General features: G+C 59.7%; 16 protein-coding genes. 9 read left to right on the top strand and 7 right to left on the bottom strand.

The features are described from left to right. Nucleotides 1-16: 16 nt before the first annotated feature. The 4 genes from msuE (at nt 17) to AC13QE_RS03150 (ending at nt 2,219) form a co-directional block, all read left to right on the top strand. Nucleotides 17-577 (top strand): FMN reductase, encoded by a 561-nt coding sequence (msuE, locus tag AC13QE_RS03135; RefSeq protein WP_488482536.1) that lies wholly within the window; start codon nt 17-19, stop codon nt 575-577. Nucleotides 578-633: 56 nt separating this feature from the next. Beyond that, on the top strand, nt 634-804 hold the full coding sequence (locus AC13QE_RS03140) for a hypothetical protein (protein ID WP_488482537.1): 171 nt from the start codon (nt 634-636) through the stop codon (nt 802-804). A 65-nt stretch (nt 805-869) separates the two neighbouring features. Beyond that, on the top strand, nt 870-1,454 hold the full coding sequence (locus tag AC13QE_RS03145) for an alpha/beta hydrolase (protein WP_132717920.1): 585 nt from the start codon (nt 870-872) through the stop codon (nt 1,452-1,454). A 105-nt stretch (nt 1,455-1,559) separates the two neighbouring features. Next, nucleotides 1,560-2,219 carry a peroxiredoxin gene (locus AC13QE_RS03150; RefSeq protein ID WP_069614590.1) on the top strand — a complete coding sequence of 220 codons (660 nt, stop codon included), beginning with the start codon at nt 1,560-1,562 and terminating at the stop codon, nt 2,217-2,219. 59 nt (nt 2,220-2,278) lie between these two features. Here AC13QE_RS03150 and AC13QE_RS03155 read toward each other — a convergent pair whose 3' ends face one another. Further along, on the bottom strand, nt 2,279-3,181 hold the full coding sequence (locus AC13QE_RS03155) for a LysR family transcriptional regulator (RefSeq protein WP_488482538.1): 903 nt from the start codon (nt 3,179-3,181) through the stop codon (nt 2,279-2,281). Between the two features lie 94 nt (nt 3,182-3,275). Here AC13QE_RS03155 and AC13QE_RS03160 point away from each other — a divergent pair, with 94 nt between their 5' ends. Further along, nucleotides 3,276-4,310, top strand: a complete 1,035-nt coding sequence (locus AC13QE_RS03160; protein WP_488482539.1) for an aldo/keto reductase — start codon at nt 3,276-3,278, stop codon at nt 4,308-4,310. Nucleotides 4,311-4,371: 61 nt separating this feature from the next. On the opposite strand, the gene AC13QE_RS03165 is transcribed toward AC13QE_RS03160, so the two are convergent. Beyond that, the gene (locus AC13QE_RS03165; protein WP_488482540.1) at nt 4,372-5,403 is read right to left on the bottom strand and encodes an aldo/keto reductase; all 1,032 of its coding nucleotides are present in this window, start codon (nt 5,401-5,403) and stop codon (nt 4,372-4,374) included. A 262-nt stretch (nt 5,404-5,665) separates the two neighbouring features. Here AC13QE_RS03165 and recX point away from each other — a divergent pair, with 262 nt between their 5' ends. Both recX and AC13QE_RS03175 read left to right on the top strand, forming a co-directional pair. Further along, a complete protein-coding gene (gene recX / locus AC13QE_RS03170; RefSeq protein ID WP_488482541.1) occupies nt 5,666-6,202 on the top strand; it encodes a recombination regulator RecX in 537 nt (178 codons plus the stop codon). A 70-nt stretch (nt 6,203-6,272) separates the two neighbouring features. Beyond that, nucleotides 6,273-6,881 carry a DUF922 domain-containing Zn-dependent protease gene (locus tag AC13QE_RS03175; protein ID WP_488482542.1) on the top strand — a complete coding sequence of 203 codons (609 nt, stop codon included), beginning with the start codon at nt 6,273-6,275 and terminating at the stop codon, nt 6,879-6,881. Between the two features lie 52 nt (nt 6,882-6,933). On the opposite strand, the gene AC13QE_RS03180 is transcribed toward AC13QE_RS03175, so the two are convergent. The 5 genes from AC13QE_RS03180 to AC13QE_RS03200 are packed head-to-tail and all read right to left on the bottom strand — an operon-like array spanning nt 6,934 to nt 12,209. After that, entirely contained in the window at nt 6,934-7,659 is a 726-nt protein-coding gene (locus AC13QE_RS03180) for a ribonuclease activity regulator RraA (RefSeq protein WP_132717925.1), read from the bottom strand. A gap of 18 nt (nt 7,660-7,677) precedes the next feature. Further along, entirely contained in the window at nt 7,678-9,414 is a 1,737-nt protein-coding gene (gene araD, locus AC13QE_RS03185; RefSeq protein WP_488482543.1) for an L-arabinonate dehydratase, read from the bottom strand. A 55-nt stretch (nt 9,415-9,469) separates the two neighbouring features. Next, the gene (locus AC13QE_RS03190) at nt 9,470-10,333 is read right to left on the bottom strand and encodes an ABC transporter permease (protein WP_488482544.1); all 864 of its coding nucleotides are present in this window, start codon (nt 10,331-10,333) and stop codon (nt 9,470-9,472) included. A 3-nt stretch (nt 10,334-10,336) separates the two neighbouring features. After that, nucleotides 10,337-11,152 carry an ABC transporter ATP-binding protein gene (locus AC13QE_RS03195; protein WP_488482545.1) on the bottom strand — a complete coding sequence of 272 codons (816 nt, stop codon included), beginning with the start codon at nt 11,150-11,152 and terminating at the stop codon, nt 10,337-10,339. A gap of 52 nt (nt 11,153-11,204) precedes the next feature. Beyond that, nucleotides 11,205-12,209, bottom strand: coding sequence for an ABC transporter substrate-binding protein (locus tag AC13QE_RS03200; RefSeq protein ID WP_488482546.1), 1,005 nt, complete (start codon nt 12,207-12,209; stop codon nt 11,205-11,207). Nucleotides 12,210-12,339: 130 nt separating this feature from the next. On the opposite strand from AC13QE_RS03200, the gene AC13QE_RS03205 reads away from it, so the two are divergent. Next, nucleotides 12,340-13,032, top strand: coding sequence for a GntR family transcriptional regulator (locus tag AC13QE_RS03205; RefSeq protein ID WP_488482547.1), 693 nt, complete (start codon nt 12,340-12,342; stop codon nt 13,030-13,032). Between the two features lie 496 nt (nt 13,033-13,528). Next, on the top strand, nt 13,529-14,431 hold the full coding sequence (locus AC13QE_RS03210) for an NrtR DNA-binding winged helix domain-containing protein (protein ID WP_132717930.1): 903 nt from the start codon (nt 13,529-13,531) through the stop codon (nt 14,429-14,431). The last annotated feature ends 13 nt before the right edge of the window (nt 14,432-14,444 follow it).

Genomic DNA, 14,444 nt, shown 5'->3' on the forward strand with positions numbered 1-14,444 from the left:
TTCGGAAGGGATAAGAATGAGTGCGCCCAAACTTGTCGGCATCGTCGGCAGCTTCAACAGGCCGTCGAAGAGCTACGCGCTGGTCCAGACCGTCGCGGATCTGGCAAGCGGGCGATATGGCTTCTCAAGCAGGATCTACGATCTGCATGATGTTGGCCCCTCTCTCGGCGCGGCCCAGTGGCGCAAGGATCTCGACGATCAGGCAAAAGGTGTGATCGATGAAATCGTCTCGGCAGATGCATTGGTTATCGGCTCGCCGACGTTCAAGGGCTCCTATCCCGGGCTGTTCAAGCATCTGATCGACCTTATCGATCCACACGAGCTGCGCGCCAAGCCGATCATCATCACGGCGACCGGCGGCGGCGACCGGCATGCGCTGATGGTGGAGCATCAGCTGCGGCCGCTCTTCGGCTTCTTCATGGCACATACCCTGCCAACCGCCATATACGCGTCGGATCGTGACTTTACCGATTACAAGGTTTCCTCGGAACCGCTCGCCGGCCGTATCAATGAGGTCGTCGGTGAGCTCTCCGCCTTCTTCCCGCATCCGGTAACGGTGCTTGCCGCGGCCGAATGATGGCTGAGGACGATTTGCAGCAGCCCCTGGGATTTATCAATCAAATGGAGGGTTACATGAAATGGAATGTCATTAGCCGCCTGAAGACGATTTTCGCTGGGCGTGCGTTGCAGGATGCGAATGAACGAATCCAATCCGTCGATCGGCCCGAGCTCGGCGAGCGAGAACTCTCCGCGCGCGACTACGAGATCTACTATTGGTGTACATCCCCCGCGCCTTGGCATTGAAGGGATGCATTTTTGATTTCCTGTCGCAAGCTTTGCATTCGATCGCTTTTCCTCGTGAGGCTTCCATGACCAGAGTACTGATCGTGCCCGGCCTTTTCGGCTCCGCCGAGGGGCATTGGCAGCGCTATTGGCTGCAGGATCAATCCGACGTTCGGCTCGTCGAGCAGGATAACTGGGACTTTCCCAATCTCGGCAGCTGGATGGAGAAATTGGAAGCTGCGCTGGAAGAGGCCGGAGAAGCCTATGTCGTCGCCCACAGCTTGGGCTGCGTGTTGACGGCGAGATTGGCTGGCCGCCAGGCCGCACGAAGGGTCAAAGGCGCGCTGCTCGTAGCGCCCTGCGATATTCCCGTGACGGAAACCCTGCATGCCGGACATCTATCCTTCGGCACCATGCCGACAGAAGCACTGCCTTTCCCAAGCATGACGATCGGGAGCTTGAATGATATCTATATGAGCCTCGACCGGCTCGGCATGTTCGGACGGCTCTGGAATTCGGATGTTCGCAATATCGGCCTTGCAGGACATATCAATATAGCAAGCGGTTATGGGCGCTGGGTGGGTGGTTATCGCTTTCTGGACATGTTGAAGATGCGCAGCCGGCATCGCAGGCCGCAAGGGATTTCTGCGGCAATCGCGGCGTCCATTTGAAACAAGAGCTTTTCATATCCGACATTCGACGCCATTGTGCGACGGATTTTTTCTCGTTCCCTCGGCCATCACAAGCGCGCCGGGGTAGATTTTGGAGGTAAGACAATGAGTTTGCGCATCAACGATATCGCGCCGGATTTTACGGCCGAGACGACGCAGGGCGAGATTAAGTTTCATGACTGGATCGGTAACGGCTGGGCCGTGCTCTTCTCGCATCCGAAGAACTTCACGCCGGTCTGCACGACGGAACTCGGCGCGATGGCTGGCCTCGAAGGCGAATTCCGCAAGCGCGGCGTCAAGATTATCGGCATCTCGGTCGATCCGGTCGAGAGCCATGGTCGCTGGAAGAACGATATCAAGACGGCGACCGGTTTCGATGTCGACTATCCGCTGATCGGCGACAAGGACCTGAAGGTTGCCAAGCTCTATGACATGCTGCCGGCAGGCGCCGGCGAAAGCTCGGAAGGCCGCACGCCAGCCGACAATGCTACCGTCCGTTCCGTTTTCGTCATTGGCCCTGACAAGAAGATCAAGCTGATCCTCACCTATCCGATGACGACAGGCCGCAACTTCGGCGAAATCCTGCGCGCGATCGACTCGATCCAGCTGACATCCAAGCATCAGGTCGCAACGCCGGCAAACTGGCAGCAAGGCGAGGACGTTATCATCACCGCCGCTGTCTCCAACGAAGATGCCATCACTCGCTTCGGCTCGTTCGACACGGTATTGCCCTATCTGCGCAAGACCCGGCAGCCATCCGCCTGATCGGCCTGGTGACTGGGAGTTTTAGCTGACACGATGCGGCCCTGACGGCCGCGTCGCTTTTACAGGTGAACGTTTTCGCGCAAGAAATCCAGCAAGGCGCGCACGCGCGCCGGCAGAGGGCCGCCCTGGCCAATATAGACGGCGTGGAATTCCTCGATATCTCCGGGATTGAATTCTTCCAGCACGGGCTGCAGTCGCCCAGCCGCGATATCCGATTTCACGGTGAAGGCAGCAAGCCGCGCCAGGCCTGCGCCGGCAAGCGCAAGGTGCCGCATGGCTTCGCCGTCGCCCACCTGCAGGCTGCGCGCCGCCGGTACCGTCGCAACCTCACCGTCAATGAGCAGCGGCCAGCCTTCGATCGCCCGGGAATAGCTAAAGCTGATGCGGCAATGTCTTGCCAATTCCGCGGCAGAGCGCGGTGTCCCATGCCTGTGCAGATAGTCCGGCGAGGCGACAATGATACTTTGTGTGGTTCCAAGCTTGCGGGCCATGAGGCTGGAGCTCTTCAGCGGCCCGGCGCGGATTGCAACATCGGCGCGCTCCTCCATCAGGTCGATGACCTGGTCCGTATGGAAGATCTCGAGCGAGACATTCGGGTGCAACGCCATGAAGCTTGGAACGAGCGGAGCCAGCACATGATTGCCGAAGGAGCCGCTGGTGTTGATGCGGATATGGCCGACTACCTGCTCTCCCGCCGATGCATGGCGTTCGGCTTCGGCAATATCGGCAAGAATGGCGACACTGCGCTCAAAGAAAGCGCAGCCCTCGGGTGTGAGCTGCAATCGCCGCGTCGAGCGGTGGATGAGCCGCGCGCCGAGGCGCTTTTCAAGTCTCGTGACGAGTTTGCTGACGGCTGAAGGCGTCATCCGGCAGGCTATGGCCGCAGCGGTGAAGCCGCCGAGTTCCACGGCGCGCACGAAGACTTCCATTTCACCGGAACGGTTGATCTCTTGGCGGCTCATGATGAATTGAAGTCATAAATGAGTTTCTTTTCGGCAATCTATATCATCTCTCTCATCGCGTCTATCTAACTGAAGAACCAACAGGAGACGGATGATGGAATATAGAAATCTTGGTGCTTCGGGCTTGCGCGTTCCCGTGCTCAGTTTCGGCGCCGGCACCTTTGCCGGCAATGGACCGCTCTTCAGCGCCTGGGGCTCGACGGACGCGATGGAAGCGCGCCGTCTGGTCGATATCTGCCTGGAGGCGGGCGTCAATCTCTTTGACACGGCCGATGTCTATTCGGCAGGCGCATCGGAGGAAGTGCTTGGTCAGGCGATCCGGGGCAGGCGGGATGCCGTGCTGATCTCGACCAAGACAGCACTGCCGATGGGCGATGGACCGGCCGATTGGGGCAGCTCGCGCTCGCGCTTGATCAAATCCGTCGATGCTGCCTTGCAGCGTCTCGGCACCGATTACATCGACCTCTTGCAACTGCACGCTTTCGACGCCTCGACGCCAATCGAAGAAGTGCTCTCCACTCTCGATAACCTCGTGAAGGCGGGAAAGATCCGCTACATCGGCGCTTCCAACTTCGCCGGCTGGGAGCTGATGAAATCGCTCGCGATCTCCGACAAGCACGGCTACGCGCGCCATGTCGCCCATCAGGTCTATTATTCGCTCGCCGGCCGCGATTACGAATGGGAGCTAATGCCGTTGGGCCACGATCAGAATGTCGGTGCCCTCGTCTGGAGCCCGCTGGCATGGGGCAGGCTGACAGGCAAAATCCGCCGCGGTCAGCCATTGCCCGAAAAGAGCCGGCTTCATGAGACGGCATCATTCGGGCCGCCCGTCGATGACGAGAAGCTGTTCGATATCGTCGATGTGCTGGATGAGATTGCCGGCGAGACCGGGAAGAGCGTGCCGCAAATCGCCCTCAACTGGCTGCTCAGCCGGCCGACGGTCGCAAGCGTCATCATCGGCGCGCGCAACGAAGAGCAGCTGCGGCAGAATCTCGGCGCGGTCGGCTGGACTCTTTCGAAAGAGCAGATCGAGAGGCTGGATAAGGTCAGTGAGACGACGGCTCCCTATCCCTATTTTCCCTATCGGCGTCAGGAAGGCTTTGCGAGACTCAACCCGCCGCTCGTTTGACACGGCAGGCGATCCCAACGGCAGCGGCGAAGCAGGCAAACGCTTCGCCGCCGGATGAAACTTAACGGCCACCCTCGATCTTGCGATGGCGCTGGTTCCGGCCGCTTTCGCCGTAGGGATAGGCGGCGGGTTGCGGCGCGCTGATCTCGTTCAGCCGATCCATCTCCGCCTCCGTAAGTTTCAGTTTGGCTGCGCCCAGATTGTCGGCAAGCTGCTCACGCGTGCGGGCGCCCAGAATGACGGATGTTACGGCTGGACGTGCGGCCGTCCAAGCAAGCGCCACCTGCGCCATAGTCACGTCTCGTGCCCTAGCAATTTCCTCGACGGTGGCAATGATTGCCCAGGTCCGCTCCTGCGCATTGCGTGGCGCAAAGGATTCGCTGCCACGATTGGGGTTTTCGCCAAGTCTTGTGGCGCCGGTCGGCATTTCGTCGCGCTTGTATTTGCCGGTCAGCCATCCACCGCCGAGCGGCGACCATGGCAGCAGGCCCATGCCGGCATCCAGGCAGGCATCGACGATCTCGAGTTCGATATCGCGAACGAGCAGATTATATTGCGGCTGCAGCGTCACCGGCCGCGTATAGCCCTGTGCCCTGGCGATCTCGACGGCCTTGGCGATATGCCAGCCGACATAGTTGGAGAAGCCGTAATAGCCGATCTTGCCGGCACGCACGGCGTCATCCAGAAATCGCAATGTCTCCTCGATCGGCGTTAAAGCGTCCCAGGCATGCATCTGATAGAGATCGATATGCTCGACGCCGAGACGGCGCAGCGAATCGTTCAACGCCTGGCCGAGATGGCGGCGCGACAGACCGATATCGTTCGGTCCGTTGCCCATCGGAAAGCGGCCCTTGGTGGCGATCACGGCCTGGCGTGCTTCTGTCGGACGCGCCTTCAGCCAGCGGCCAATGATCTCCTCTGACTTGCCGGCGCTATAGACATCGGCGGTGTCGATGAAGTTGCCGCCCCACGCGAAGTAATCGCCGAGAAGCCTGTGCGACGCGGCTTCGTCTGCCTCCGCGCCGAACGTCATGGTGCCAAGGCAATAGGCCGTGACGACGGCCCCGCTTGGGCCGAGCTTGCGATAATCCATTCCTGCCTCCTCTGAACGAAGCTCTGCTGCCCAATCGGCAAAGCGATCGGGAGAGCTGCAGGCTCCGTGATCCATAGCAATAATGTGGTGTTTGAGACGGCCTCCACCGTCGATGGGGTTCGACGCTCGGCGTTTGACCGCCTTGGCCGCGAGAGGAGCATAACCAATCATCCCATGATTACCAAGCGCATTCATTGCCTGAGCCGCCCGGCTTGCGTAAAATTCTCCGTGATGATTCTTCTCTCGCCGAATGCTTTCCTGCATGGATGAAACGCCGACAAGCCGCATGCTTTCCTGGGCACGCAACTCGACCATCTATCGTTTAGAACGTCGGATGATGACCGAGAAGCAGCTGTTCGATGCGATTTCCAGGAAGGCGAAGCAGAAATTCGAGGATATCAGCGGCGCACAGATCAAGGCGCTTGCCGATTTTGCGGTGAAATTCGCCTATGAGCTGAAGGTGCTTGATGACGTCGCCTTCGCCGAGATCAGCACACGCTCGGCGGTCCGCTCCGGCAAGTCGAAGAAAGCCATTGCCTTCAAGCTCGCGTCCAAAGGCATCAGTGGTGAAACGGTCGTCGCGGCAGTGGAAGAGGTCGATGATCTCCATTCCGCCGTCATCTTTGCTAGGAAACGCGGTTTCGGGCCTTTCCGGCGCGGTGATCTCGACGAGAAGCGCAAGGCAAAGGAATTGTCTGCCTTCGCCCGCAACGGTTTCAGCTTCGCAATTGGAAAAAGGGTCTTCGAGATGGAGCGAGAGGATGCCGAGGAAGTGCTTGAGGAGAACTCGGCATTTTGAAGCGCCATGCTCGTTGAAATAGCCGGGACCAACGGATAGCGTCGCGGCGCTCGAGGCCGTGAATATGAGGATGTTGGTGACAGTGAATTTTCGATTGCTCGCAGTGGCGATGTGCATCGCTTCCTTGCCGATGACGGCCCGCGCCGAGTGGCAGGCGGTCGAGAAGGTCAAGACCTATGCGATTACCGGAACCTCGGGGCGCGAACTCTACGATTCCATCGGCGAGCGCGGCCCCTTGCTCGGACCCAAGGTGAGGGCGATTGCGCATACCGATTTCAAGCTGACTTGGACGCGCAAATACGAGCCGCAGCCGGACGGCGCCTGCATGATCACGGTCAACATACCGAAACTGATCATCACGTACACATTGCCAAAGCCTTCGGCGCAATTGCCGCCATCGACCCGCAAAAGCTGGCAGAAGTTCATCGCCGGGGTCGAGGCGCATGAGCGCGTGCATGGCGGCTTCATCAAGGATATGGTCAAAGAGATCGAAGCTGTGAGCGTTGGCTTCTCCATCCCGGACGACCCGAAATGCAGCAAAATCCGCGTGGAGCTGACGAAACGGCTCGGGGAGATTTCCAACAGGGAACGGCAGCGCAACAGCGATTTCGACAAGGTCGAATTCAGCGATGGCGGCAATCTCCAGCAGCTTGTTCTGAAGCTGGTCAAGGAAGAGTAATTAAGAGAACCGCAGCCGGATGTATCCGCCGGCTGCGTGACCTAATGTGGTCTTATCGACCTTTTTGTTTCCGCCATTCCGCGAACTTCTGCTTCGGCGCGTCGCTGGTTGCCGGATAGAGGCCGATGATAGTGGCGCCGTTCATGACTTCCTCGGTGACGAAATCCTCATAGGCCGTCATTTCCACGGTCTCAGTGGCAATCTCATCGGCGAGATGTGCGGGAATGACGATGACGCCCTCATTGTCGCCGACGAGAACGTCGCCGGGGAAAACCGCCACATCGCCGCAGCCGATCGGACCGTTGATTTCGATAGCCTGGTGCAGCGTCAGGTTCGTCGGGGCGGAGGGGCGGTGATGATAGGAGGGGATATTGAGGGCGGCGATTTCCGGGCTGTCGCGGAATCCGCCGTCGGTGACGACGCCGGCCACGCCACGCACCTGCAGACGCGAGACCAGGATGGAGCCGGCGGAGGCGGCGCGCGCGTCCTTGCGGCTATCCATGACCAGCACGAAACCGGGCGGGCATTGCTCGACAGCGGCACGTTGCGGATGTTCCGGGTTGCGGAAGACTTCGAGCGTGTTCAGGTCCTCGCGCGCGGGAATATAGCGCAGCGTGAAAGCCTGGCCGACCATGTTCGCCTTCTTCGGCGAGAGCGGCCGCACATCCTGAATGAACTGGTTGCGCAGGCCGCGCCGGAAAAGCGCGGTGGCGATCGTCGGTGTTGCGACGCCCATCAGCTTGTCGCGCGTCTCGTTGCTCAGCACATAATTGCTCATGCGATATAATCCTCGTGATTAGTAGATGTCGGGTTCGCCCGGCGTCGGGCCGAAGCTGTTTTCCAGGAAATCGAAGTCGCAGCCGGTATCGGCCTGCGCCACATGGCGCGAGAACATCCAGCCATAACCGCGGCCGAATTTTTCCGGAGGCTTGACCCAGGCGTCGCGCCGGCGTTGCAACTCATCCTCATCGACCAGCATGTCGATGCGCCGCGCCTCGAGATCGAGGCTGACGATATCGCCATTGCGCAGCAGCGCCAGCGGTCCCCCGACATGGGACTCGGGTGAGACGTGCAGAATGCAGGCGCCGTAGCTGGTGCCACTCATGCGGGCGTCGGAGAGGCGCAGCATGTCCCTATGGCCCTTCTTCAGGAGCGCCTTCGGGATCGGCAGCATGCCCCATTCCGGCATGCCGGGGCCGCCCTGCGGACCAGCACCGCGTAGCACCATGACGTGATCAGGCGTGATGTCGAGATTTTCGTCGTCCACCGCTGCCTTCATCTCCGGATAGCTGTCGAAGACCAGCGCCGGTCCCTGGTGCTTGTGAAAGCGCGGATCGCAGGCGGCCGGCTTGATGACAGCGCCGGTCGGCGCAAGATTGCCCTTCAGCACCGCAAGCGACCCCTCATGATAGACCGGATTGTCGAGCGAGCGGATGACATCGTCATTGTAACATTTCGCTCCCTCTAGCGTTTCGCCGAGGGTGACGCCGGAGACGGTGAGCGCCGAGAGGTCGAGCTTGGAAGAAAGCTTCGCCATCAGGGCGCGCAGGCCGCCGGCATAGTAGAAATCTTCCATCAGATAGGTTTTGCCGGTGGGCCTGATATTAGCGAGCACCGGCGTCGTGCGCCCGGCCTTGTCGAGATCGTCGAGCGAGAGATTGATGCCGGCGCGCCGCGCCATCGCGATCAGATGCACGACGGCATTGGTGGAACAGCCCGTCGCCATCGCGACAGCGACGGCATTGTTGACCGCGGCCTGCGTGACGATCTTGGAGGGAACGAGATCTTCCCACACCATCTCGACGATACGCCGGCCGACAGCTGATGACATGCGGATATGATTGGCATCTGGGGCGGGTATCGAGCTTGCACCCGGCAGCGTTAGCCCCAGTGCCTCGGCGATTGCCGTCATCGTGCTTGCCGTGCCCATGGTCATGCAGTGACCATAGGAGCGGGCGATGCCGGCCTCGACATCGACCCATTCCTGCTCCGAAATGGTGCCGGCGCGGCGCTCGTCCCAGAACTTCCAGGCATCGGAACCAGAGCCCAGATATTCGCCGCGATAATTGCCGCGCAGCATCGGACCGGCCGGCAGGTAGATCATCGGCAGCCCCATGGAGAGCGCGCCCATAACGAGGCCAGGTGTGGTCTTGTCGCAGCCGCCCATCAAGACGGCGCCATCGACCGGGTGCGAACGCAAAAGCTCTTCGGCCTCCATCGCGAGCATGTTGCGATAGAGCATAGTCGTTGGCTTGACGTAGCTTTCCGACAGCGACAGTGCCGGCAGCTCCAGCGGAAAGCCGCCGGCCTGCAAGATGCCGCGCTTCACGTCCTCGACGCGATGCTTGAAATGTGCATGGCACGGATTGGCGTCGGACCAGGTGTTGAGGATGGCGATGACGGGCTTATCCGTCCATTCTTCGGGCGCGTAGCCCATCTGCATGGTGCGGGAGCGGTGTCCCGAACTTCTGAGGTCATCCGGTGCGAACCATCGGGCACTGCGTAAGTCCTGGGGCTTCTTCCTGCTGTTCATTGTAATTGCGCCTTGTATTCGAATGTTGGTCGAAGGGATAAAAGCATGCGCCGCATCATTCCTTCATGCCCCATTTTAGCAGGGTGCGGCGCTCGATCGTTTGGAAAACCAGGTTTTCGACAATAAGCCCGATGACGATCACAGTCAGCAGGCCGGCAAAGACTGAGGGAATGTCGAGAAGATTGCGGTTTTCGAAGATGAACCAGCCGAGGCCGCCCTGGCCGGAGGAGACGCCAAAGACGAGTTCGGCGGCGATCAGCGTGCGCCAGGAAAAGGCCCAGCCGATTTTCAGGCCCGTGAGGATCGATGGGAAGGCGGCGGGGATCAGGATGCGGAAGACATAGGAAAGACCCGTCAGCCCATAATTGGCGCCGACCATGCGCAAAGTGCGGGAAACGCCGAGAAAACCTGCGTGCGTGTTCAGAGCGACGGCCCAGAGAACGGAATGGATAAGCACGAAGACGAGACTTGCCGGTCCCAGCCCGAACCAGATGAGGGCGAGCGGCAAGAGCGAGATGGCCGGCAGCGGATTGAACATCGCCGTCATGGTCTCGAGAAAATCGGTGCCGATGCGGGTGTTGATCGCAACGACCGTCAGGACGGCGGCGAGCACCGTTCCCGAGATGTAACCCGTCACCAGTATCTTCAGCGTGGTCCAGATGCGGGCCGGCAGGACGCCATCGGCGAACCGGTCATAAAGCGCGGTCAGCGTGTCGCTCAGCGTCGGGAATAGCAGCGGATTGTCGAGATGCCGGGCATAGGCCTCCCATATGACGGCGAGGATAACGATCAGCAATGATTTGCGGAACAGGCCCGACTGCCAGAGGAGTTCCGTTGTGCCGAGCTTCTGCTCGACGGCTGCGATATGGCCGGCGGCTTCCGTTGTCTGCGGTGCAAGGATGATCTGTGGCGCGCTCATGGTTTACTCCCTGTGTCCCTGCTCGGCAAACAGCATGTGGTGGATCTCCTGTTCCAGCTTGGCGGCAGCAGTGGGATCGTCACGGACGGCTTCCACATCGCGCACCTCGGCCTTGACGCGGCCGGGATGCGGCGACAGCAGCAGGATGCGGTTGGAGATCTTGATCGCCTCGGCGATCGAGTGCGTCACGAAGATGACGGTGAATCGCGTATCTTCCCAGAGCTGCAGGAGTTCGTCCTGCATCTGTCGGCGGGTGAGCGCATCGAGCGCTGCGAAAGGCTCGTCCATCAAGAGGATATCGGGCTGCATCGCCATGCCGCGGGCAATCGCGACACGCTGTTTCATGCCGCCTGACAGCATGTGTGGGTAAGTGTCGACCGCGCGGGTGAGCTTGACCTTGTCGATATAATCGCGGGCGATGGCCTCGGCTTCGCCGCGCGGCAGGCGACGAGCCGTTGTCAGCGGGAACATGACGTTTTCCAGCACCGTCTTCCAGGGCAGCAGCTGGTCGAATTCCTGAAAGACCATCATGCGGTCGGCGCCCGGCTTCTTGACCGCTTGCCCCTTGATCTCGATCCGGCCCGTCGTCGGCGTCATGTAGCCGCCGATGGCCTTCAGCAGCGTCGATTTTCCGCAACCAGAGGGACCAAGGAGGACGAAGCGGTCAGACTGGGCAACCGAGAAGCTGACGTTTTCCGTCGCGGTGATGAGCAGGTTCGGCGTCTTGTAGCGAAGCGTTACCCTGTCGACATTCAGGAGCGGTTTTGCGGTCATTGTTTCCGTTACCGGCATATCGGCGTGCGTTTTTGCCTGAAGCATGAGCCTTCTCCGAGGGGTGGCCTGAAGGCGGCATTCGCGCCGCCGACAGGCGTCAGTTGCCATTAAGATCGGCTGCTTCCGGCAGGTAATAGTCGGTCCAGGCCTTGGGCATGGTCTTCAGCGTGCCGATTTTATGGAGATGGGTCGCGAACTTCATGGTTCCCTGCGGATCCATGCGGAATTCCATCATGTGCGGCTCGTTCAGGATCGCCACGAGATCCTCGACGCTGGTCTTGTCGCCGCTGACGGTCTTGTAGGCTTCCACGGCCGATTTCGGATCCTTCTTGATGAAATCAATGGCCTCAGCCGTCGCCTCGCGCACGGCCTTGATGATGGTTGGATTGGCGGCTGCGAACTGCGTCGTGGTGAAAAAGGTGCCCTGGGTCAAATCGCCGCCGATGATGTCGCGGGAATCGATGACCTTGTGAACGTCCGGCTGCTTCAGCTCGAGATATTGGAAGGGTGGGGCGGAGAAGTGGTTCTTGACCTCATGGGTCTGGTTCGCAAGTGCTGCCATCGCGTCGGGGTGACCGAGCTGCACCGTGTTGGTGTCGAACTTGTGCACCTGGTCGTCGCCATACATTTGTGCGGCCGCCATTTGCAGCAGGATTGCCTGCGTCGAGACGCCGACCGTCGGCACGGCGATCTTGTCGCCTGGCTGAATATCCTTCAGCGACTGGATGCGCGCATCGCGCGAGACCATGATAACCGGCTGGGCCGAATTGGTGACGATACCCTTCACCTTGCCTCGGGTGCGGTCCCAAAGCAGCAGCAGATTGCCGGTGCCGGTATTGACGATGTCGACGTTGCCGGAGAGCAGCGCGTCAGTCTGCGCGCCACCGCCACTGAAGGTGCGCCATTCGACCTTGACGCCCTGAAGGCCATCGGCGGCGGCATGTTTCTCGATCAGTTTCTGCGTCTCCATCACGTGGCTGGCGAGATAAAGAATGCCCGGCTGACGCGTGATCGAGATGTCGGTCTTTTCGGCAGCACCGGCTGAAAAGGTGCCGGCAATCACCATGCCGACCGCAGTCAGACAGTGAAGAAATCCTCTCATTTGCTCCTCCCAATTGATCCAACCCTTTGAGAAAGAGGTTGGCGCCGGTTCACTAAAGCACTAATGTATCAGTGCATCAAGCCCCGAACTGTGTTTAATGAGCAGATGCTCTTGATCAGAAAGGCCGCCAGTGAAGCTCAATCCGAAGGAATTTGCCCTCGATCGCTCCCGTCAGGTGGGGCCTCAGATCCTGGAGATCCTGCGATCGCGCATTCTTTCGATGAGCCTGCCGCCAACGACGGTCCTGTCGCGCATCTCGCTGCAAAGCGAATTCAATGTCAGCCAAACCCCCGTGCGCGATGCCCTGATCCGGCTTGAGGAGGAGGGGTTAGTGGAGGTCTATCCGCAATATGCGACGGTTGTTGCGAGGATCGATATCCGTAACGCGACAGAGGCGCATTTTCTGCGATTGTCGATCGAACTCGAGGCGGTCCGCAGGCTGGCTGTTGAATCACCTGTAGAAACGGCAGCGATCCTCGAAGGCATCCTGGCTCGCCAGAAGCATGTGATGTCACAGGAAACCTATGATCTCTTCGATATGCTCGATAAGGATTTCCATCGCGTTCTCTATGAGCGGGCCGGCATTCTCGGCCTGTGGTCGACGGTCCGGCGCCAGAGCGTGCATCTCGACCGGCTGCGCATGCTCAACCTGCCGATGCCCGGCAAGCTGGAGCAGATCATTGTCGATCATCAAGCCGTGGTCGATGCCGTCCGCTCGGCCGATGCGGAGGCCGCCGTCGCCGCTTTGCGCCGGCATTTGTCGGGCACCTTGTCGATCGTCGATCTCATTTGTGAGCAATATCCGGATTATGTGAGCCGCTAGACCCGAAATTTGCTTGACTGCCCGGTAGGGTTGCGGTGGCACCGACAAAGGATCGATGTCGCCGGCAATCTAACTGCCTCCAAAACTCATCGAGCGCATCATGACAATGATGGCCTGAGGGTTTATGTTTTCGCTTCACCACTTAGGGAGGTGATATTGGAAGCGCCCAATAGCCTTGTCATTGATCTCCTGGTTTTTTTGAAAGCTGGTCCGCGACCTTATCGCGAGGTCATGGATGCGTGGCGGACGAGTTGTCCCCGATTGCCCATCTGGGAGGATGCAATGGATCTTGGTCTCGTTGAGCGGGGCCAAGGTTTTATCGTGCTGACCGATGCGGGGAGAAACCTGTTGGAATCTCGTCAGTAAAGATCGCTGTTTCCACGATTGATTCGATACGCTTCATTTTGCCAGTAGATGTGGAGCGTGCCAGCACCCGCATTGGCTTGCGCCTCGCTTCATGCGACAAAGTTATAGGGAAACAAATCATGGAGTTCGCTTGACCATCGGGCTTGCGCATGCGGAGCTGATCGCGGTTCTGACGGCCGTTACGGGTAGTGATCCGAGAGTAATGACGGTGCGGTCGGGCGATGCCTTGCCGTCCGGTCCGTTTGAGCTCGGACATCGCACCTTGCAGAGCGGATTGCGCGAATGGGTTCAGGATCAGACTGCCCATCCCGTCGGCTATCTGGAGCAGCTTTATACGTTTGCCGATCGCGATCGAAACAATGACATTCTCGGCGGTCGCACGATTTCGATCAGCTATCTCGGGCTCGTGCGCGAGCAGGCTGCACCCGGCGGCGGCATGCCGGGCTGGCATGGTTGGTACGAATATCTCCCTTGGGAGGATCACCGAAACGGTCCTCCAGCTATTCTCGACGATATCGCCGCCCGGCTTGCGCCATGGATCGAGGAGGATGCGATGCGCCGCGATCAGCGCCGGCGGCGTGCCGATTTCGACTTCGGGCTGAATGGTGCGGCCTGGAACGAGGATCTCGTCCTGCAGCGTTATGAATTGCTCTATGAGGCGCGTCTCGTCGCCGAGGCAGGCTGCGATCTCAAGCACAATTTTGGCCGATCGATGTTTGCCGATCATCGCCGCATCCTTGCGACCGGCATGGCGCGGCTTAGGGCCAAGATCAAATATCGGCCCGTCGTCTTCGAACTCATGCCGGAAAATTTCACGCTGCTGCAATTGCAGAAAACCGTCGAGGCGCTGGCCGGCCTGACGCTACATAAGCAGAATTTTCGCCGGCTGATCGAGCAGCAGGAGCTGGTGGAGGAAACCGGCGGCACCGAAAGCGAGACCGGCGGCCGTCCAGCCAAGCTCTTCCGCTTCCGCCGCGCAGTCCTCGAAGAACGCGAATTCGCCGGAACGAAATTACCGCTCTCCCGCAATTGACATATACTCATAT

Source organism: Martinezella sp. CNPSo 3957 (assembly GCF_057784395.1).